The sequence below is a fragment of the uncultured Maribacter sp. genome, from assembly GCF_947495965.1.
Taxonomy (GTDB): Bacteria; Bacteroidota; Bacteroidia; order Flavobacteriales; family Flavobacteriaceae; genus Maribacter_B.
Genome location: NZ_CANMBB010000006.1, coordinates 113,823 through 133,666, shown reverse-complemented (window position 1 = coordinate 133,666; position 19,844 = coordinate 113,823). Strand labels below are relative to the sequence as shown.

Here is a 19,844-nt window from a genome sequence, read left to right as displayed (position 1 = left end):
ACAGATTAATTAATAAAAAAACAGTTAGTAATTATTAGCTAACGCATTCTGGGGGAGGGGATAATACTTCTAAAGATAAATTTTTGTAACCTGCCATATTAAAGTTACTATTTACCGTATTGTTTAAAATGGCAACTATAGAAAAGTCTAAAGAATTTTCTTTGACAAATTTTTCTTCTGCAGTTGGGGATTTTTTACCAGATTCTTGCTCTTCTTCATTAAGATTGGTAATTACAATTGTATTTTCAGCATCGCATAAGGTTATTATGCTTGGTGCAGTAACTGCAAAAAGCCATAAAAACAATAAAATAATTTGAGCAATAACTTTCATACAATTAAAAATTCCTTAACAAATATACTATGCAAACGTTTAAAAATTATTAATAAACTTTAAAAATCCTTTAGTGGTTTTATATTTTCAACTAATAACCAGCCTGTTTGGCCATCTACTAAACTTATTTTTCTCCAATCTTTAAGTTCTTCTTCTATATTTACCTTAGTACCAGAATGTAATCTAAAAAGCTCTTGACCGCTATTATTTGGATCCGATTTTATTACAACTTCTTCTGTAAAGATTATTGCCGGCTGTTTAGCGTTAAATTCTTTGTACTGAGCGTAAGCAAATAGTAAACTAGTAAAAACTATAAATAAAGAAATAATACTTCCTATAAAGGCAATACGTTTTTTTGTAGAGTACCTAAATTGCTTAAATGCAATATATAAGAATACAAATAAGAATACAAATAAAATTGCAATATAGCTCCATTGATCAAAGGAAAATGTACCTACAATTGTTTTATAAATTTTAGAAAATTGTGTTTCAGGTAGTATTTCAAATGCATCTAAAGTCATGTTTTGAGCATAACTTAGGTTGTTCTTAATTTCACTATCATTAGGTTTTAAAAGCAATGCTTTTTCATAATAATATATGCTAGGAGCTATTTGGTTTAATTTATAATAGGCATTTCCAAGGTTATAATAAAGTTCTGCAGAATGCTCCCCATTTTCTACTATTTGTAAATAATTTTCTATAGCCTTGTTGTAATTACCATTATTATATGCGGTTGTAGCATCATTAAATAAAGTAGTGTTTTGAGCGTTTCCTAGAGTGCCTAAACAAAGAACAAATAGGAATATTAATTTTTTTAGCATACCTATAATTGTTTATCCATTAATGAAATTACCTCACTAGCCTTGTCATAATCTTGTTGCATTTGCACATTTGAGAATGGACTATAACGTGCTGCTTCACAATTCTTAAGAAGAGAAATAAATTCATCTATAGTTACTGAATCTACCTTCTTTTCTGAAAGTAAAACTTGAATTTTATCTTTACTAAATTCTGATGTTTCTATTTTTAATTTTGCTTTTAAATAATTATGCAAAGCTTTTTCTAGTGCTACATAGAAAGCATCTTTGGTTCCTAATGTTGCTTTGGCTTTAGATAAATATTTTTTAGCTAATTTATTTGCCTTTCTAACTTTATTACCAACCACATCATTAGTAATAGCCTCTCTTTTTTTACGTAATAATATATAAGTAGGAATTAACAAAAGAGGAAGTAGTAACCATAAGTAAAAAGGAGTAGAGCCAAAAAAGTAATTAGACTTTATGGCATGTAAATTTGTTTTAGTTTTAATAAAATGGAATGCATTATTATTAGAAGATACTACCTGTTTGTTATTTGAATTAGTTGGATTTGTAGCGGAAGAACTTGAAGGTCCTTTTATTACATTTATTAATATTTCCTCAGAATTTTTTGTAACGTACTTATTAGTCTTTGGATTAAAGTAACTAAAAGAAATGGAAGGAATTGGGTATTTGCCCTTGTATGCTGGTACTATAGTATAACTATCACTAACTTTCCCTTGCATACCAGCTAAATTTGTTCTTATACCTTCATTAAATTCTGGTTCATATACTTCTAAAGAGCTTGGTAAATTAGGTTTTGGAAGTTGAAAAAGTTTTAAATTTCCTTTACCACTAACCTCTACTTTAGCTTGTAAAGATTCTGATGCATTTAATTGTGTTTTACTGGTGGTAACTTTAAAATCAAAATCACCAACAGCACCACTAAAATCGGCAGGTTTTCCTTTTTCTGGAAGCGCTTTTACGTTTATTGTGCGTTTACCAGCAGATACAGTTTTATTAGTTTGGGAGTATACTCGGCCACCAAAAAAGTCTCTCTTGTTTGTAGGAACATCTACAGTTATTTCAAGGGATAAAGGTTCTATTTCTAATTTTCCTGATTTTTGAGGATACAGTACAACACGTTTTAATACTACATAGCGATACGCTTTTCCTTTATAAGTTCCATTTTGCGCATTGAGTCTAGATACTTGAATATCTTGACTCCAAAAATTATTATACTTAGGGTTGTCTAATGGGCGGTAATTAGAGACACTTATTTGCGGACTTACATATAATTTATAAACTACACTTACTGCTTCATTTAAATAAGGATTGGTCTTAGAAACTTCAGCAACTAAATGTAAATTATCCTCTGCAATAGCATCGGCAGATTTTTCACCATTTGGTTTATCTACAGCAGCAGTTACTTCTACCGTTTTAGCTAAGGATTTATATACTTTACCACCTATAACAATAGAGGCTTGTTTTATAGAAAATTTACCTCTTGCTGTTGGCGCTAGCGTATAAGAATAGGTTTTAGAATAACTACGAACACCATTTATCCAGGAAGAACTAATAGATTGCGAAGGGCCCATTAGAACTCTAAAACCACTAAAGTCTGGAGGTGTAAAATCGTCTCCATCTTTATTCATAGCAAAATCTACCCGCAAACGTTCATTAATACCTAGTTTATTTTTACTAAGTTTCATTTCAAAAGTAACGGCACCCTTATCTTGAGCCTGTGTAAATAGGCAAAAGAAAACTAAAAATAGCAGGGGAATGTTTATTTTAAATAGTTTTGGCATTACCAGTCTTTTTCGTTTTTAACTTTAGCTCCTTTTACTTTTTTAGCGTCTATTTTATCTTTTACTTTTTTCTCTTCATTTTGCATAGCTTCTAGCAAATTCTGAACTTGTTGTTTAGATAATTGGTTAGGCCTAGGTTGTGATTTTTCTTGTTGTTGATCTCCTTGATTAGGTTGTTTTTTGTCTTCTTTTTTCTCATCACCTTCTCCTTCTTTATTATCTTCTTTTTCCTCTTCTCCTTGATCGCCTTTATCTCCTTTGTCCCCGTCTTTTTTCTCTTCCTCTTTGTCTTTATCCCCTTTATCTCCTTCGTCGCCGTCTTTCTTATCTTTATTTTTATCTTCTTTATCCTTCTTGTCTTGGTCTTTTTTATCTTGATCCTTATCCTGATCTTTATTTTGGTCGTTCTTTTGCTCGTCTTGTTGTTTTTTTAGCATTTCTTTTGCAAGAGCTAAATTATAACGTGTTTCTTCATCTTTAGGATTGTTTCTTAAAGCTTCTTTATAGGCTTCAACAGCTTTTTCATATTCTTTACGCTTCATAAATACATTACCCATATTGTGGTAAGCTTTATGCTTGTCTGCTTTGCTAGTAGCTACTTCTCCTGCTTGTTTAAAACGTCCAAAAGCTTCACTATAGGTTTCTTTTTTATAATAAGCGTTTCCTAAATTATAAGGGGCAGCGGCATTTTCAGAGCTTTTAGAAATAGCTTTTCTATACTCCGCCTCTGCATCTACAAACTTATCCTCAGATAAATTTTTATTTGCATTCCATGTATAATTTTTTGAAGCTTCTAAAGCCTTGGCTTTTTCTTTTTCCTCGTCTTGAGAAATACCAAAATAACCAAATAGAAAAACAATAAGTAAAATATATTTTTTCATTTTATTCTTCTTCTTTTTCGTTAAATAGGTTAAGTTTTTTTAACCATTTAGTTTTTTTATCTAATACAAAAATATCTAAAAAAAGAAATAAAAGAGCAGCTCCTAAAAACCATTGAAATTGGTCTTTATATTCAGCAAATTGTTTTGCTTCAAACTCTGTTTTGTCCATTTTTATTAGTTGTTCCTTTATAAAATCAACCGCTTCTTCAGTATTAGTTCCATCAATATATTCACCATTACCATCCTCTGCAATATCTACCAAAACCTTTTCATTTAGTTTTGTAATAACAACCTCTCCTTGAGAATCTTTCTTTAAAGTTTCTACAATCCCATTTCTTTTTATTGGTATAGGAGCTCCTTTTTCTTTACCTACACCAATTGTAAATATTTGTATGCCTTCTTCGGTAGCTTCTTCTACAGCATCAGATGTTAATCCTTCAGAGTGGTCTTCTCCATCAGAAATAATAAATAATACTCTATTTGTTTGTTCTTCATCATCATAATAGGTTGTTGCAAGTTTTATGGCTTCATCTATTGCTGTACCTTGAGAGGTTAGCATATTTGTATTCATACTTTGCAAGAACATTTTTGCAGCACCATAATCTGTTGTTATTGGTAATTGTGGATAGGCCTGGCCTGCATATGCAATTATACCAATACGATCACTTCCTAATTGGTTTATAATTTCGGATACTAATCTTTTTGCTTTTTCTAGTCTGTTAGGAGCAATATCTTCTGCTAGCATACTTTTAGAAACGTCTACCGCAAAAACAATATCTACCCCTTCTCTTTTTACAGTTTCTAGTTTGGTTCCAATTTTGGGGTTTACTAAACCAATAACTAATAAAGTAATACCTAAAAGCAAAAGAATAAGTTTTAAGGTAGATTTAAAATGCGATTTATTAGGCGTTAATTTTTTAAGCAATATAGGATTGCCAAATTTTTTCTGCGCTTTTTTCTTCCAGATTAATGCCAAAATAAATAAGACAATTATCACCGGAATGATACATAACAGATAGAAATATATTTTTTCGTCGAACTGAATCATAGTTTATACAAAACTTCTAAATATGGTATTTTTTAAAAACCACTCAAGTAAAAGAAATATTCCGGCAATAAAAATCCAAGGCCTAAATTTTTCTTCATACTTATAGTATTTAAATTCTTCTATTTCTGTTTTTTCAAGCTTATTTATCTCGTCATAAATAGCTTCTAATTTTTTATTGTTAGTGGCTCTAAAGTATTTACCACCGGTAACTTTTGCAATATCTTTTAGTAGAGGTTCATCTATCTCTACTTGTCGCATTCCGTACCTAAAAGAACCATCAGGATTATAGGCAATAGGAGACGGTGCATTACCGTTTGTTCCTAAACCTATGGTATACGTTTTTATACCAAACTCTATAGCTAAATCTGCAGCAGTTTGGGGTTCTATAAATCCAGAGTTATTTACCCCATCGGTTAAAAGAATAATTATTTTACTAATTGCTTTACTTTCTTTTAATCTGTTTACGGAGGTTGCTAGCCCCATACCAATTGCAGTACCGTCATTTAATTGCCCATAAGTAATTCCTTTTAGAGAGCTAAGAACAATAGATTTGTCGCTAGTTATAGGTGTTTTTGTAAATGCTTCTCCTGCGTACTCTACAATACCAATACGGTCGCTAGGACGTTTTTTAATAAAATCTGCGGCAACTTCTTTTAAAGCAGTTAATCTATTAGGTTTTAAATCGCGAGCAAGCATACTAGAAGAAACATCTATTGCCATTACAATATCAATCCCTTTTGTAGTTTTTGTCCTTGTAGAAATATCTTCTGTTTGTGGTCTTGCCATTGCAACAATTATTGCTGCAAGAGCTAACAATCTAAATAAGAACAAAATGGGTTTTAATTTTGGTAATATACTAGAGGTATTAAAACCTTGTATGCTAGATATTTTTAAAGTAGCTGTTTGCTCTTTGCGTTTAAAAAAATACCATAGCAAAGCAATTGGAAGTAGCAAAAACAACCAAAAGAACTCAGGATTTGCGAAAGATATATTTTCTAACATTTATGCTTCTGTTTTAACTTCTACAGTGGTTAGTATACGATCTATAATTTCTTGAGCATACGTATCATTAGCTAACCAAGTTAACAATACTTGTTGCTGAAACCCTTTGCCGCCAAAACTTAATATTATATAGTTGCCTTTTACAAGCTCTTTAGAGTCTGGAACTCTAAATTTAGCATTACCATAAGTTTTTAAACCTTTAACACCAGAAATTGTAGTAAATTCTTCGTTTTTAGTAATGATGTTTTTTGCTCCTTTTTTCTCAAAGTTTTTAATTAAGTGCTCTACCGATTTTTGAAAATCTGGTTCTTCTTCTGATGTAAAAGTGGTAGAGGTAGTTGCAATAGTAAATAAAGCAGCTTTGTTTGTGTATGCAAAAGTTTGTAACTCTTTTATTTTTTCTTGTGCCTCTGCAGGTATTTTTGTTTTTTGACGCATAAGAACTTCTGGAGTTTCTAAACTAATTGGAGGATATCCGTAGGAGCTAGAAACCCACTCCTTAGTGTCTAACATTTTTTTAGATGGATTTCCTGTTATAGTATCCCATGTATTAGTTGGGCCATAATATGCTGTTATACCTGCAATACCAATTATAACAACTCCTAATGCAGCACTTATTGCAATTATTGTCTTTTTTCTTTGCTTTTTGCGAGCCAATTCTTCTTGGTATTCTGCTTGCTCTAAAAGTTCTTCCTCTGTAGGTTCCGGAATAGCTTCATGTGTTTTAACTACAATTTGTTCTACTGCTTTACGGTCATTTTCTGCAGTAGAAATAGGAGGTTTAGATTTTGCAAATTTCACCAAATCTGCTGTTTGTAGTATTTTTTTAAATTGAGATATGGTAGCATTATCCAAATCTAATTCTCCAGCATCTTTACGCAATTCTAATTTAGAAATAAGCTCATCTGTAGTACTTTCAAGGGCCGATACTTTAACATCTTCCTCTAAATAAGAGCGAACAATATCTGTAAGTTCAGAATAGTATTGTTTGTATTCGTCTTGAATTAAATATCTAGAATTTTCTAACTTTTTAAGCTCTAATAAAGCTCTATCATAAGGAGGTAACAGTGCTACTTTTTCTTCTTCTGTTAAAGGTTTTTTTCTATATAAAAACCAATATACAAGTCCGCCAATTACTAAAACAAATAGTATTGCAAGTATTATTTTCCATAATTTAGTATTGCTTTTGTTTACACTAAGTAATGGTTTAATATCAAACATTTTTTGTGCAATAGTATCTACTTTTACCGTAGAAACTTCAATACGTAGAGAATCTGTAAAAAATCCTTTGCCGTTTATTTCTATACGTTGTTGTGGTAATTTATAAGAACCAGAATCAAATTGTGTTAAAGCATATATTTTTTGTAGCGTAACACGGTCTTTTTTTCTTGTAGTATCTGTTTTAAAAGCTTCTACAGTTTCTAGAGGAGAAAAGGTTTGTCCTTCAGGAAATATTACCTGAGCTGTAGAATCTACTTCTACAGAAACTTTAAAATGTAGTTGCTCTCCTATTTTTAAGGTGGTAACGTCTACTTCAGAAGTTACTTTTGGCGTTGTTTGGGAATAACTAGTATAGGTTCCTATAAAAAACAGACATAGCACAAGTTTATGCAAAAAGCATAAAATAAAATCTTTATTAAATAATTTGTTACAACTCATTTGTAATTATGCTCTTCTTTTAAAATAACCTAATAATTTTTTTACATAACTTTCATCAACCCTACTACTTAGAACACCGCAGCCAGATTTTGTAAAGGTGTTTGTAAAATAGTTTACTTGTTCTTTGTAAAAGTTACTATACGCTGTACGGACTTTTCTAGATTGGGTATTTACTAATTTAATAGCTCCTGTTTCTGCGTCTTGCATTTGAACCATACCTAGATTTGGAATGGTTTCTTCCCTTTCATCATAGATTCTTATACCAGTAACATCATGCTTATTGCCTATAATTTTTAGAGTTTTTTCATAATCGTCTGCTATAAAGTCTGAAAGCACAAAAATTATTGCTTTCTTTTTCATAACATTAGAAACATATTTTAATGCTTCTGCAATATTGGTTTTGGTACTTTTTGGTTGAAATTCTAGTAGTTCTCTAATAATACGTAAAACATGTGTTTTTCCTTTTTTAGGAGGAATAAAAAGTTCTACTTCATCTGTGAATAAAACTACACCTACTTTATCATTATTTTGTAATGCAGAAAAGGCAAGTGTTGCACTTATTTCTGTAATTATCTCTTTCTTAAATTGATTGTTAGAGCCAAAATGTTCAGAACCACTAACATCTACCATAAGCATCATGGTAAGTTCCCGTTCTTCTTCAAAAACTTTTACAAAAGGCTCGTTATATCTTGCAGTTACATTCCAGTCTATACTACGTACATCATCTCCAAATTGGTATTGACGTACTTCACTAAATGTCATACCACGACCTTTAAAGGTAGAGTGGTATTCTCCTCCAAAAATATTATCAGAAAGACGCCTAGTCTTTATTTCTATTTTACGAACTTTTTTTAGTAACTCTTTTGTATCCATATATTCGCCCTTGGCTCATTTAGTACAAAGTATTAAGTACAAAGTATAGAGAAAACTTATTTCTCTATACTTTGTACTTAATACTGGCACATTAGTGCCTATGGTACCTCAACCTCATTAATAATTTTATTAATTATTTCTTCCGAAGTAATGTTTTCTGCTTCCGCTTCATATGTAATTCCTATACGGTGTCTTAATACATCATGCACAACAGCCCTTACATCTTCTGGTATTACATACCCTCTTCTTTTAATAAAGGCATAACATTTAGAAGCAACTCCAAGGTTAATACTACCTCTAGGAGACGCACCAAAATTAATTAATGGTTTAAGGCTTTCTAGATTATATTTTTCTGGATAACGAGTAGCAAAAATAATATCCAGGATATATTTTTCTATTTTCTCATCCATATAAACTTCTCTAACTGCTTTTTGAGCACTTAAAATTTGGTCTACACTTACAACAGGTTTTACTTCTTCGTATTTTCCTAATAAATTTTGGCGCATTACCATTTGCTCCTCATTCATTTTAGGATAATCAATAACTGTTTTTAGCATAAAACGGTCTACCTGTGCTTCTGGTAAAGGGTAAGTTCCTTCTTGTTCTACTGGGTTTTGCGTTGCCATTACTAAAAAAGGCTTGTCTAAAACAAAAGTTTGGTCACCAATAGTAACCTGCTTTTCTTGCATGGCCTCTAATAGTGCCGATTGTACTTTTGCAGGAGCACGGTTAATCTCATCTGCCAGTACAAAGTTTGCAAAAATTGGACCCTTCTTAATAGAAAAGTCATTGACTTTCATATTATAAATCATAGTACCAACTACATCCGCAGGTAATAAATCTGGTGTAAATTGGATTCTACTAAAACTTCCTTTTACTGCTTTAGATAGCGTATTAATAGCAAGTGTTTTTGCTAGTCCAGGAACACCTTCTAATAAAATATGCCCTTGCCCTAAAAGACCAATTAGCAATCTTTCTATCATATGTTTTTGACCCACAATTACTTTATTCATTTCTGTAATAAGAAGATCAATAAAAGCGCTTTCTTGGGCAATTTTCTCGTTCACTGCGCTAATGTCTACCGTGGTATTTTCTTCCATATAACTTTATATATTTTGGTATTTTTTTATTTTATTTTTAACAGAAGTGCAAATTGAAAATTTATTCACTCTTTAGCTGTTAACAATTGGTTAAAAAATGAGGTAAACCTCTATTTTTATGAAGTTTTTAAGTCATTTCTTTTTATTTTCACTCCATAACTTGGTCTAACGAGTGTTTTTAATGATTCGTTAATTTTTTGGAGTAGTCTAAATTTCACATTTTATTGCCTAAATATAACCTTAAAAATGGATAAAACAGCTTTAATTACAGGAGCAACTAGCGGAATTGGTAGAGCAACAGCTTTTCTTTTTGCAGAACAAGGTATAAACATAATTATTTGCGGGCGAAGAAAAGAAAGATTAGAAGAAATGCAAAAAGCTTTAAATGAAAAAGTTAAGGTGCATATTCTTTCTTTTGATATAAGAGATAAGCATGCTGTACACAATGCTATTAATACTTTGCCAAAAGAGTTTTCTAAGATTCATATTTTAATAAATAATGCAGGGAATGCCCATGGTTTAGAACCTATCCAAGATGGAAATATTGAAGATTGGGATGCTATGTTAGATATTAATGTTAAAGGCTTGCTCTATATTTCTAAAGCCATTATTCCAAAAATGATAATGAATAAAAGCGGACATATTATTAATATTGGTTCTACTGCTGGTAAAGAGGTGTACCCAAATGGTAATGTGTATTGTGCAAGTAAACATGCTGTGGATGCCTTGAACCAAGGAATGCGAATAGACCTTAACAAACATGGGATTAAAGTTGGTGCTATAAACCCAGGACTTGTAGAAACCGAGTTTAGTGAGGTTCGTTTTAAAGGCAATACGGAAAAAGCAAATACGGTTTATAAAGGATTTACACCCTTAAAACCAGAAGATATTGCAGATATTATTCATTTTGCTGTTACACGCCCTTACCATGTTAATATTGCAGATTTAGTAGTTATGCCAACAGCACAAGCCAGTAGTACTATAGTGAATAAAGAATTATGATTAACAAAAGACTATTAGTAAAAAACCTTCTTGCTCATAACGATGAAAATAGTTTTTATGATAAAAAACGTTTTATAAACATTGGAGAAAAAGAAGGGAAAGGCAAGTTTTTAAAACATGTTTGTGCCTTAGCTAATAGCAATCCTAATAATAATTCTTTTATAGTAATTGGAGTAGAAGATGAGGACAATAAAATTGTAGGAGTAGATTTTTTTGATGATAGTAAAATTCAAAATTTAGTAAATGCCTATCTAGATAATCCGCCATTAATAGCTTATGAAAATATTCCTTTTCCTCATTTACCAGAGGGTAAAGTGGTTGGTTTAGTAACCGTATCTTCTAACGGGAAAGTTTGTTCTCTTCGAAAAAATATTTGGAAATATTATGGGGGTTCTGTTTTTTTTAGAGAAGGTAGTATAAGCTTGCCAAAGGCCTATGACATAGAGTTAATAGACAATAATTCGGAGACCGTTGCAACTATAGAAAAGCATGCCAAAAATAATATAGAGTTAACTCTAGATGGTGTTATAGATTTTATAAATAATAGGCACAAGGATTTAGAAAGTAACTATAAAGTTTTTAAAGAGCAGTTTGTAGTTTGTTGGGCAGGCAATATTAAAAAAGTAAAAGAAGAAACTTACTTTTCTAGGGTAGATATAGAGCTTATAAATGAGCAAGTAAAGCTATTTTATTCCACCTTAGATGAGGTAACAATTACCTATACAAATGACTCTTTTACTACTACAGAATATGTACAGTTAGGTTTGGGAAATAAAGTAAAATATTATCCTTTAGAAGAGGTTACCATTGCTTTTAATGATAATGGAAAATATGTAATAAAAAGTAAATTAATATTTAACCCGCCGCAGTATAATAAAGAAGATTTGCACCATATTTATAACACTAATAATGCCCTGCTTTCTAAAATAAAAAAAGGAATTAGTTTAAATGAAACAGAATTAGAAGATTTAAAACAACTGCCTGCTACCTATTTAATTTGTTATTTAAATAATTTTAAAGATGCAAAAGAGAAAATGGAAAAAGCAAGACCATTGCTTAAAAAAACGGACAGAAAAATTTATAATGACCTTAAAGCTTCTTTAAGAATTCTGCGTAAGGTGCAGTATAATAATTAAGAATTAAAAACAGCATTATAGTTTGGCAAAGAAGAAATTGCTCCATAACCAGTAGTTGAATAAGCCCCAGCTTTATTAGCTTTTATTACCATTTTATTTAATAAACTAAAATCTTCCATAATCCCAGAAGTAGAGGTTAAAGATGCTATTTGGTACAATAAACAACCAATAAAAGCATCGCCAGCACCGGTGGTATCTACCGTTTTAACCTCTATACTTGGTATGGTTTTTTGTTTTTTATTTGTGCTTACTAAAGTTCCTTTTTTGCCTAACGTAATAGCAATAACTTGGGCACCAATTTCATGTAATACACCAGAGCAGTCTATTGGGTTGGTTTCTCCAGAAAGTAATTGTGCTTCTTCTAAACTAAATTTACATAAATGCGATTTTTGAATAAAAGGCAAGCATTTTTTTATGAAAACATCGGTTTGGTTATTCCATAAATCACTTCTAAAATTTGGGTCAAAACTTATAAATGTATTTTGTGTAAGCGCATCAAAAAAATACCGGTTATAGGCATCCTCTAAATTACCTCCTAATAAGGCAGTTGCAGCACCAAAATGAACTATGTTATTATTAAATTCTTTTTTAATACAAGAATCATACTTTAATTTTTCATCAGCGCCTCTGCTAAAAACAAAATCGCGCTCTCCTTTTTCATCTAAAGAAACAAAAGCAAGCGTTGTAAAGGCATCACTCCTTTGCGCTAAAGATACATCTACATTATTGTCTTTAAGTACTTCTAATAAATAGCTTCCAAAAGAATCTTTACCAACACTACCAATGAACTTGCTTAAACCTCCAAGTTTACTTATAGCACAGGCCACATTTGCAGGAGCTCCACCAGGGTTTCTAGAAAAATCTTTTGCTTTACCTAAATTGTTTTTTTCAGTTTTAGCAATAAAATCAATCAATAATTCTCCAATACAGAATACGCTTTTCATTTTATCCTTTTTCAGATAACGCTAAAGTAGTTAGAAAAATATATCTGTTCCTTTATAAATTTGGAGTACTATACTTGTGGTTTGTAATGCTTAGGTTAAAAAAAAGTTTTTTAAAGGTATAAAATAGTATATTCCTGTTCATAATTACGATTTTTGTAGTATGAGAACATTAGTAATAGGAGACATACATTCTGGTTTAAAGGCACTACAACAAGTTTTAGAAAAAGCAGAAGTAACTACAGAAGATACCTTAATATTTTTAGGAGATTATGTAGATGGCTGGAGTGAAGCTGTAGAAACAGTAGAATTTTTATTAGAACTACAGAAAACACATAAATGTATTTATTTAAGGGGTAACCATGATGAGCTATGTTTAGATTGGTTATTAAAAGAAGAACATAATCCAGTGTGGCTGCAACATGGAGGCACAGCAACTAGTACTTCTTATGCGGCAGTTTCAGAAGAAACAAAAAAAAGGCATATTCAATTCTATAAAGAATTAAAAAACTATTATCTAGATAAAGAAAATAGACTTTTTCTTCATGCAGGATTCACAAACTTAAAAGGTATTGAGCATGAGTATTTTACAAAAACCTTTTATTGGGATCGTACATTATGGGAATTAGCAGTTTCTTTAAATCCAGATTTACAAGAAGAAGATTCAAATTACCCAGCACGATTAAAAAATTACAAAGAAATATATATTGGGCATACACCTGTGACAAGAATGGGTAAAACTACACCCCAGAATTTTGCAAATGTTTGGAATATAGATACTGGAGCAGCCTTTAAAGGACCGCTTACTATTTTTGATATAAAAAGTAAGAAAATATGGCAAAGTGATCCAGTTTACACTTTTTATCCTTCAGAAAAGGGAAGAAATTAAAAATAGATGTAGTTTTAGAGGCAAAAACACTATATTATTAACGAACTTTGCAAAAAAATAATTTATGTCTGAAAAAAATATAAGGTTAGAAGTTATGCAGGCTATAGAGCATAAAGTAGAGGGCTTTATAGATTCTTTTCTTATTCCTATTGAAGAGATTTGGCAACCTACAGATTTTTTACCAGATTCACAGAGCGATAATTTTTTAGAATCCGTAAAGCAATTACGTGAAGAGTCTAAAGAATTAGGATATGATTTTTGGGTTACCATGGTAGCCGATACTATTACAGAAGAAGCATTGCCAACATATGAATCTTGGTTAATGGATGTAGAAGGGATAAACCAACATGACGGTAAGGCAAATGGATGGTCTAAATGGGTACGAGCATGGACGGGAGAAGAAAATAGACATGGAGATGTACTAAACAAATATTTATATTTATCTGGAAGAGTAAATATGCGCGAAGTAGAAATTACAACGCAACATTTACTTTCGGATGGTTTTGATATTGGAACAGATAGAGACCCTTATAAGAATTTTGTATATACATCTTTTCAAGAATTAGCTACCAATATATCGCATAAGCGTGTTGGGCAAATGGCTAAGAAAAAAGGAAATGCACTTTTAGGTAAAATGTGTACTATTATTGCTGGTGATGAAATGAGGCACCATTTAGCATATAGAGAATTTGTAAAAACTATTTTATCTGAAGACCCTTCTGGAATGATGATAGCTTTTGCAGATATGATGAAACAAAAGATAGTTATGCCTGCACACTTTCTTAGAGAATCTGGTGGAAGTATAGGAACAGCTTTTGAGAACTTTTCTAACTGCGCGCAAAGATTAGGAGTGTATACAGCACATGATTACATAGAAATATTAAAGAAACTAAATAGCTATTGGGAAATAGATACTGTAAGGTCTTTAAATGATGAGGCTCAAAAGGCAAGAGATTATTTAATGAAGTTACCAGCTCGTTTATTACGTATTTCTGAGCGTTTGAAATTTCCTGAAGATCAATATAATTTTAAGTGGGTAGAGGCCAACGGTAGATTGTAAAGATTTTCTAAAATATAAAAAAGCCCAATCAAATTTTTTGATTGGGCTTTTTGTTGTTGGTTATTTAATTATAATTTTCCGTGGTCATGTTCATCTTGCCATTTTGCAAGTTCTTTCCATTTACCTTCATACGCCATTTTTGCTTGCATTGGCCAAGAGGCTGGATCATGTATTTTGTAACGATCACCACCGCCGTCAAGAACTTTTTGACATTCTGCTACTGTAGCTTCTGATAATGCTTTCCAAGTTTTTATTCCAGCATCATTAAACATTCCAGATATTTTTGGTCCAATGCCTTCCACAACTTTTAAGTCATCTTCATTAATTTTCTTTCCAAACGCAGCTTTTGCAGCATCTCCATCAAAAGGAATAGATGCAATTGCAGCACCAGCAGCAAAAGAAGAAACTGCTGAAGCAGCTGGAGCAGCAGCTTTTGCAGATAACTTAACATTACAAGCGTCTAAATCTGTTTGTAATGCAGCACGTTTACTAATACAAGCATCTAAATCTGCTTGTAGTTTTGCATTTTTATTTTCTAATAATTTTAAATCGGCACTATTATCTATAGTAGTTGTTTTTCCTTTTCCAATTAGGTAGCCTAAGTAAGCACAAATTGCTCCTACTAATAAAGGAATTAACCAGCACCAAATGTTCATATTTGCAAAATCCATATTTTATAATTTTTTTATTGTTTGTTATTTAGTTTAATGTAATTACTGTTCTTCTGTTTTCTGCTCTACCTTCTTCGGTAGCATTGGTTGCAACAGGACTATCTGGCCCTTTAGATGAAGTGTTTATTTTATCTCCAGATATGCCATTTCTTATAAGGTATGCTTTACCAAAGTCTGCACGCTCTTGTCCTAAACCTATATTGGTATTACGGTTACCAGTATTGTCTGTATGGCCAACAACATTAGCAGTTGCACCAGCTACTTTATCTAAGTATCTAGATATATCTGCTACTTTTTGTCTTTGCTCTGCATTAAGATTAATAGAAGCTTGCGCAGTATTAAAATGGAGTACTAATGGATTTGCTTTAATTTTTTCATAAAGCGCCTTTAATTCATCATCTGCGGTATCAGATTTTGCATCTAGACCATAAGCTATAGGGCCTAAATAAACATTGTCTTTATCTACCATTTCATCCTTTAAACTACCAAAGGTGTTAATTTGAGTAGAAGAAATACCATTAGCAACTAAATGGTTTTTAACAGCATTTGCTCTTGCAAGCCCTAAATTAGGGAATGCAGAATCGTTGGTTTCATCACTTTTATAATAGCCAGTAATATTTATAACTTTAGACGCGTTTTCTCCTAAAAAGGATTTTAGGCTTGCAATACCAGCTTCTACTTTTGTAGACAATGGCATAAGAATCTCTGATTCAGACGAATTAAAGTTGTAATTATCATTTTCATTAAACGCATAATCACCATCACTAAAAGCAAAGGGATAGGATGTTGCAGTTGGTTCTGCTGGAACTATGGCTTGTTTGGCGGGTTCCTCTTTTACAGCTGCACCACATTCACTGCAGCACGTAATGTAAAAATAAATACCTGCCAGGATGGTAATTATAATCCCTAGCAGATTCGTAGTTGTTTTTGTCATTGTTAATATTCATTTAGTGTTTAGTCTACAATGTATTAAAAAAATCTTAAAAAAATCTTACGAATGTCTAAAAATCAAGGAGGTAACCATTAATTACCGGTTAGAGAACATTAAATAAACATACAAATTATACTTTTTTTATATTTTTTAATGACAAGTAAACTAACTCTGGGCAAGCCCACGAGGCATTAGAAGAAAAATTAGCATTGATTTCGACGCAAGCGTCGGAGCATTTAAATCTCGATTATCGAGTAAAAAGCCCTACTACATAGAATTGCAATAGAGCTTTTATTACTAAAAGAATTATTTTTTATTTATAAATCGAACTTTATACCTTGCGCTAAAGGTAATTCTGTAGTATAGTTAATAGTATTAGTTTGGCGTCTCATGTATACTTTCCAAGCGTCAGAACCACTTTCTCTACCACCTCCAGTTTCTTTTTCACCACCAAATGCGCCTCCAATTTCTGCACCAGAGGTACCTATATTAACGTTAGCAATACCGCAATCAGACCCTTGTACAGATAAGAAAGCTTCTGCTTCACGTAAATTATTAGTCATTATAGCAGAACTTAACCCTTGCGCTACGTCATTTTGAATAGCTATTGCATTATGCACGTCTCCAGAATATTTTAATAAATATAAAACAGGAGCAAAAGTCTCGTGTTGTACAATTTTATAATGTGGTTGTGCTTCTGCAATTGCAGGTTTTACATAACAGCCAGATTCGTATCCTTCTCCAGAAAGTACACCGCCTTCTACTAGTATGTTACCACCTTCTGCAACCACTTGTTTTAATGCATTTTCATACATTTTAACTGCATCTTTATCTATTACTGGACCAACATGGTTAGTTTCATCTAATGGGTTACCAATTTTTAATTGTCCATAGGCTTTTACTATGGCATCTTTTACAGTGTTATACATGCTTTCATGTATAATTAACCTTCTTGTAGATGTACAACGTTGTCCTGCAGTACCTACGGCTCCAAAAACGGCACCAATAACCGTCATTTTAACATCTGCATCTGGGGTAACAATTATAGCATTATTTCCTCCTAACTCTAATAAAGATTTTCCTAAACGAGCAGCAACTTCTTGTGCTACAATTTTACCCATTCTTGTAGAACCTGTAGCAGAAACTAAAGGAATTCTAGAATCTTTAGTTAGCATTTCGCCTACTTTATAATCGCCATTTATTAGATTGCAAATTCCTTCAGGAAGTCCATTAGCTTTAAAAACATCAGCAGCAATATTTTGGCACGCTATGCCACAAATTGGAGCCTTTTCAGAAGGTTTCCAAACACAAACATCTCCGCAAATCCATGCAAGTGCAGTGTTCCATGCCCAAACAGCAACAGGAAAATTAAAAGCCGAAATAATACCAACAACTCCAAGCGGATGGTATTGCTCATACATTCTGTGTCCTGGACGTTCAGAATGCATAGTTAAACCATGTAATTGACGAGATAAACCAACTGCAAAATCACAAATGTCTATCATTTCTTGAACCTCACCTAAACCTTCTTGGTAACTTTTTCCCATTTCATAGGAAACAAGTTTTCCTAAAGCTTCTTTTTTTTCTCTTAACTTTTCTCCAAATTGGCGAACAATTTCCCCTCTAAGTGGAGCAGGTTTTGTTTTCCATTCTTTAAATGCAACTGTTGCAGTTTGCATCACTTTATTATAGTCTTCTTTGGTTGAGGTTTTTACTTTACCAATTAATTTACCATCAACAGGAGAATAAGACTCTATAATTTCCCCATTAGAGAAGTTATTAGAACCAGTAGATGTTCCTTCATTGATTTCAGTAACACCTAATTCTTTAAGTGCTTCTTGTATTCCGAATGATGCAATTTTTGACATTTTATAACTTTTTGAATACTATTTGTTAAATTTTTAGCAAATTTACAAATAAAACTGATTAATCCTAACAGTTAATTTTTTAGTTATAAAAACCGCTTTATTACTAATAAGAGTATTGCAATAATTGCAGGAAGCGCTTGTATGTAGAATATTTTTTTACTTACGGATATTGCTCCATAAATACCAGCAATTGCAACACAACTTAAAAAGAAAATGGCAATATTGGTAGACCATTGTACATTAGAGATTAAGAATGTCCATACAAGGCCAGAGGCTAAGAAACCATTATAAAGCCCTTGATTTGCAGCCATAGACTTAGTAGGTTCAAATAAATCTGGCGGAAAATTTTTAAAAACTTTTCTTCCTTTAGTAGTCCAAGCAAACATTTCTAACCATAAAAAGTAGAAATGTAAAAATGCAATTATCCCTATTAAAATTTTTGCAATGATATCCATTTATTCTTCTTTAGTAAATCGTTCATCAACAGGCATTTTTGTTCCACAATTAGCACAGGTAAGCAGCTCTGGAGAGCCGTAAAAGTGTTTAAAATGTTTTAGAAAATCTTTTTCAATATTATGTAACTTAAAATAGGTTTCATATAATTTATGATTGCAATTATCGCAAAACCATAATAAGCCATCTTCGGCCTCTAAGTCAGCTCTTTTACGCTCAATGACTAACCCTATAGAGTTTTCATGACGTACTGGAGAATGCGGTACTTTTGCAGGATGTAAATACATGTCTCCTGGGCCAAGCTTCATGGTTTTCTTTTCACCATCTTCTTGTATATGTACTTCTATATTTCCTTCTAGCTGATAAAATAATTCTTCAGTTTCGTTGTAGTGGTAGTCCTTTCTTGCGTTTGGACCAGCAACAATCATTACAATATAATCTCCTGCATCTTTATATAGGTTTTTGTTTCCAACAGGTGGTTTTAGTAACTCTCTGTTTTCAGATATCCATTTAGTAAGATTAAAAGGAGCTTGTATAGGCATTTTGTAAATTTTAAATATTAGAAATAAAAAAACACCAGCAATATGCTGATGTTATAAAATTAATAAAACAAAATGTCTTTACTCTATAATCAAGATTTAAATGCTCTGAGGCTTGCCACAGGTTTCATTACTTTCTTTACCTAAAGAAGAGTTGTGTATAAAACAAATTGTTATTTGTATCTTTTTTTACACTCACCGCTGTATGTGTAAATTCTCCTTCCATAGTTTTTTTATGGCTAGAACTACCAAGCCATCCTTTAAAGGCTTCATTAGCAGTTTTGTAATCTTTTGCTACATTTTCGGCCACGTATTCTACTTCTAACTCTGTAGATATAGCGGTAGCTCTAGAACTAAAATTGTCATGACTTATGTTTCCTTTAGAAATCATATAATCATTATGTTTATTAGCTTGTTCATGTGCCACGCTACTATACGTAAGTAATGTTTGGCCCTGCTCTACTCTATATTCATTAACAATAGAAAGTAGTTCCTCTTCTATTTCTTTAACGTTCTTAGCTTCTATAAAGTTTGTATCCTCGGTGGTTTCTTTTGTGCAAGAGAAAGCCACAAATACAAATAAAACTAAGAATGCTTTTTGCATACTCATTTTCATATAATGTTCTATTTGTAAGTAGGTTGTTCTCTAACAGAAGTAGGTACTATTATTAAGAAAGGGGATTTCTTAAGTTCTATGTTAATAAGGGGAAACTATTAACGGTTGTAATATTAAAGAATTATTGTATTGGTTCTATTAAAATTTACATTTTTTCGATGAAATACTTCTTTTTAGATAAAGTGTATAATTTTTCGGACAATAAAAGCGTTTCTTCATTTGTAAGTTTTCTTTGTTTT

The 19,844-nt window shown here is 31.8% G+C and carries 20 protein-coding genes; 4 read left to right on the top strand and 16 right to left on the bottom strand.

Annotated elements, in window-relative coordinates; genetic code table 11:
- Positions 1–34 precede the first annotated feature (34 nt).
- From Q0820_RS12685 to Q0820_RS12645, 9 genes are all read right to left on the bottom strand, one after another.
- Positions 35–331, bottom strand: coding sequence for a hypothetical protein (locus tag Q0820_RS12685; protein WP_298488017.1), 297 nt, complete (start codon positions 329–331; stop codon positions 35–37).
- A gap of 59 nt (positions 332–390) precedes the next feature.
- Positions 391–1,152 carry a tetratricopeptide repeat protein gene (locus Q0820_RS12680; protein ID WP_298488016.1) on the bottom strand — a complete coding sequence of 254 codons (762 nt, stop codon included), beginning with the start codon at positions 1,150–1,152 and terminating at the stop codon, positions 391–393.
- A 2-nt stretch (positions 1,153–1,154) separates the two neighbouring features.
- The gene (locus Q0820_RS12675; RefSeq protein ID WP_298488015.1) at positions 1,155–2,936 is read right to left on the bottom strand and encodes a BatD family protein; all 1,782 of its coding nucleotides are present in this window, start codon (positions 2,934–2,936) and stop codon (positions 1,155–1,157) included.
- The gene (locus Q0820_RS12670; RefSeq protein WP_298488014.1) at positions 2,936–3,817 is read right to left on the bottom strand and encodes a tetratricopeptide repeat protein; all 882 of its coding nucleotides are present in this window, start codon (positions 3,815–3,817) and stop codon (positions 2,936–2,938) included. Before Q0820_RS12670 ends, Q0820_RS12675 begins: the two co-directional genes overlap by 1 nt.
- Position 3,818: 1 nt before the next feature.
- Entirely contained in the window at positions 3,819–4,865 is a 1,047-nt protein-coding gene (locus Q0820_RS12665) for a VWA domain-containing protein (RefSeq protein ID WP_298488013.1), read from the bottom strand.
- A 3-nt stretch (positions 4,866–4,868) separates the two neighbouring features.
- A complete protein-coding gene (locus tag Q0820_RS12660) occupies positions 4,869–5,867 on the bottom strand; it encodes a VWA domain-containing protein (RefSeq protein WP_298488012.1) in 999 nt (332 codons plus the stop codon).
- The gene (locus Q0820_RS12655; protein ID WP_298488011.1) at positions 5,868–7,526 is read right to left on the bottom strand and encodes a hypothetical protein; all 1,659 of its coding nucleotides are present in this window, start codon (positions 7,524–7,526) and stop codon (positions 5,868–5,870) included.
- A 6-nt stretch (positions 7,527–7,532) separates the two neighbouring features.
- Complete coding sequence (locus Q0820_RS12650; protein WP_298488010.1) at positions 7,533–8,399, bottom strand: DUF58 domain-containing protein; 867 nt, start codon at positions 8,397–8,399, stop codon at positions 7,533–7,535.
- 98 nt (positions 8,400–8,497) lie between these two features.
- A complete protein-coding gene (locus tag Q0820_RS12645; protein WP_298488009.1) occupies positions 8,498–9,499 on the bottom strand; it encodes a MoxR family ATPase in 1,002 nt (333 codons plus the stop codon).
- A gap of 246 nt (positions 9,500–9,745) precedes the next feature.
- Between Q0820_RS12645 and Q0820_RS12640 the strand changes: the two genes are divergently transcribed.
- Together Q0820_RS12640 and Q0820_RS12635 are read left to right on the top strand one after the other, a co-directional pair.
- Positions 9,746–10,501: an SDR family NAD(P)-dependent oxidoreductase gene (locus Q0820_RS12640; RefSeq protein ID WP_298488008.1), complete on the top strand. Its 756-nt coding sequence runs from the start codon at positions 9,746–9,748 to the stop codon at positions 10,499–10,501.
- Positions 10,498–11,637 (top strand): ATP-binding protein, encoded by a 1,140-nt coding sequence (locus tag Q0820_RS12635; protein ID WP_298488007.1) that lies wholly within the window; start codon positions 10,498–10,500, stop codon positions 11,635–11,637. Before Q0820_RS12640 ends, Q0820_RS12635 begins: the two co-directional genes overlap by 4 nt.
- Here Q0820_RS12635 and Q0820_RS12630 read toward each other — a convergent pair.
- Positions 11,634–12,581, bottom strand: coding sequence for a carbohydrate kinase (locus Q0820_RS12630; RefSeq protein WP_298488006.1), 948 nt, complete (start codon positions 12,579–12,581; stop codon positions 11,634–11,636). The two genes, Q0820_RS12635 and Q0820_RS12630, sit on opposite strands and share 4 nt — an antisense overlap.
- Positions 12,582–12,741: 160 nt before the next feature.
- On the opposite strand from Q0820_RS12630, the gene Q0820_RS12625 reads away from it, so the two are divergent.
- Complete coding sequence (locus Q0820_RS12625) at positions 12,742–13,467, top strand: metallophosphoesterase family protein (protein ID WP_298488005.1); 726 nt, start codon at positions 12,742–12,744, stop codon at positions 13,465–13,467.
- Between the two features lie 64 nt (positions 13,468–13,531).
- Positions 13,532–14,527, top strand: coding sequence for an acyl-ACP desaturase (locus Q0820_RS12620; protein WP_298488004.1), 996 nt, complete (start codon positions 13,532–13,534; stop codon positions 14,525–14,527).
- Positions 14,528–14,595: 68 nt separating this feature from the next.
- Here Q0820_RS12620 and Q0820_RS12615 read toward each other — a convergent pair whose 3' ends face one another.
- The 6 genes from Q0820_RS12615 to Q0820_RS12590 all read right to left on the bottom strand — a co-directional run bounded on the left by Q0820_RS12615 (position 14,596) and on the right by Q0820_RS12590 (position 19,605).
- Positions 14,596–15,198: a hypothetical protein gene (locus Q0820_RS12615; RefSeq protein WP_298488003.1), complete on the bottom strand. Its 603-nt coding sequence runs from the start codon at positions 15,196–15,198 to the stop codon at positions 14,596–14,598.
- Positions 15,199–15,226: 28 nt separating this feature from the next.
- A complete protein-coding gene (locus Q0820_RS12610; protein ID WP_298488002.1) occupies positions 15,227–16,132 on the bottom strand; it encodes an OmpA family protein in 906 nt (301 codons plus the stop codon).
- 314 nt (positions 16,133–16,446) lie between these two features.
- Entirely contained in the window at positions 16,447–17,997 is a 1,551-nt protein-coding gene (locus Q0820_RS12605; protein ID WP_298488001.1) for an aldehyde dehydrogenase family protein, read from the bottom strand.
- Between the two features lie 83 nt (positions 17,998–18,080).
- The gene (locus Q0820_RS12600) at positions 18,081–18,452 is read right to left on the bottom strand and encodes a DUF1304 domain-containing protein (RefSeq protein ID WP_298488000.1); all 372 of its coding nucleotides are present in this window, start codon (positions 18,450–18,452) and stop codon (positions 18,081–18,083) included.
- Entirely contained in the window at positions 18,453–18,992 is a 540-nt protein-coding gene (locus Q0820_RS12595) for a 3-hydroxyanthranilate 3,4-dioxygenase (protein ID WP_298487999.1), read from the bottom strand. It lies immediately after the preceding gene.
- 136 nt (positions 18,993–19,128) lie between these two features.
- Positions 19,129–19,605: a CAP domain-containing protein gene (locus Q0820_RS12590; RefSeq protein WP_298487998.1), complete on the bottom strand. Its 477-nt coding sequence runs from the start codon at positions 19,603–19,605 to the stop codon at positions 19,129–19,131.
- Between the last annotated feature and the right edge of the window lie 239 nt (positions 19,606–19,844).

What these genes read in the sequence shown, in the direction of transcription:
- Q0820_RS12685 (WP_298488017.1), bottom strand. Translation starts at nt 331, where the DNA reads ATGAAAGTTATTGCTCAAATTATTTTATTGTTTTTATGGCTTTTTGCA.
- Q0820_RS12680 (WP_298488016.1), bottom strand. Translation starts at nt 1,152, where the DNA reads ATGCTAAAAAAATTAATATTCCTATTTGTTCTTTGTTTAGGCACTCTA.
- Q0820_RS12675 (WP_298488015.1), bottom strand. Translation starts at nt 2,936, where the DNA reads ATGCCAAAACTATTTAAAATAAACATTCCCCTGCTATTTTTAGTTTTC.
- Q0820_RS12670 (WP_298488014.1), bottom strand. Translation starts at nt 3,817, where the DNA reads ATGAAAAAATATATTTTACTTATTGTTTTTCTATTTGGTTATTTTGGT.
- Q0820_RS12665 (WP_298488013.1), bottom strand. Translation starts at nt 4,865, where the DNA reads ATGATTCAGTTCGACGAAAAAATATATTTCTATCTGTTATGTATCATT.
- Q0820_RS12660 (WP_298488012.1), bottom strand. Translation starts at nt 5,867, where the DNA reads ATGTTAGAAAATATATCTTTCGCAAATCCTGAGTTCTTTTGGTTGTTT.
- Q0820_RS12655 (WP_298488011.1), bottom strand. Translation starts at nt 7,526, where the DNA reads ATGAGTTGTAACAAATTATTTAATAAAGATTTTATTTTATGCTTTTTG.
- Q0820_RS12650 (WP_298488010.1), bottom strand. Translation starts at nt 8,399, where the DNA reads ATGGATACAAAAGAGTTACTAAAAAAAGTTCGTAAAATAGAAATAAAG.
- Q0820_RS12645 (WP_298488009.1), bottom strand. Translation starts at nt 9,499, where the DNA reads ATGGAAGAAAATACCACGGTAGACATTAGCGCAGTGAACGAGAAAATT.
- Q0820_RS12640 (WP_298488008.1), top strand. Translation starts at nt 9,746, where the DNA reads ATGGATAAAACAGCTTTAATTACAGGAGCAACTAGCGGAATTGGTAGA.
- Q0820_RS12635 (WP_298488007.1), top strand. Translation starts at nt 10,498, where the DNA reads ATGATTAACAAAAGACTATTAGTAAAAAACCTTCTTGCTCATAACGAT.
- Q0820_RS12630 (WP_298488006.1), bottom strand. Translation starts at nt 12,581, where the DNA reads ATGAAAAGCGTATTCTGTATTGGAGAATTATTGATTGATTTTATTGCT.
- Q0820_RS12625 (WP_298488005.1), top strand. Translation starts at nt 12,742, where the DNA reads ATGAGAACATTAGTAATAGGAGACATACATTCTGGTTTAAAGGCACTA.
- Q0820_RS12620 (WP_298488004.1), top strand. Translation starts at nt 13,532, where the DNA reads ATGTCTGAAAAAAATATAAGGTTAGAAGTTATGCAGGCTATAGAGCAT.
- Q0820_RS12615 (WP_298488003.1), bottom strand. Translation starts at nt 15,198, where the DNA reads ATGGATTTTGCAAATATGAACATTTGGTGCTGGTTAATTCCTTTATTA.
- Q0820_RS12610 (WP_298488002.1), bottom strand. Translation starts at nt 16,132, where the DNA reads ATGACAAAAACAACTACGAATCTGCTAGGGATTATAATTACCATCCTG.
- Q0820_RS12605 (WP_298488001.1), bottom strand. Translation starts at nt 17,997, where the DNA reads ATGTCAAAAATTGCATCATTCGGAATACAAGAAGCACTTAAAGAATTA.
- Q0820_RS12600 (WP_298488000.1), bottom strand. Translation starts at nt 18,452, where the DNA reads ATGGATATCATTGCAAAAATTTTAATAGGGATAATTGCATTTTTACAT.
- Q0820_RS12595 (WP_298487999.1), bottom strand. Translation starts at nt 18,992, where the DNA reads ATGCCTATACAAGCTCCTTTTAATCTTACTAAATGGATATCTGAAAAC.
- Q0820_RS12590 (WP_298487998.1), bottom strand. Translation starts at nt 19,605, where the DNA reads ATGAAAATGAGTATGCAAAAAGCATTCTTAGTTTTATTTGTATTTGTG.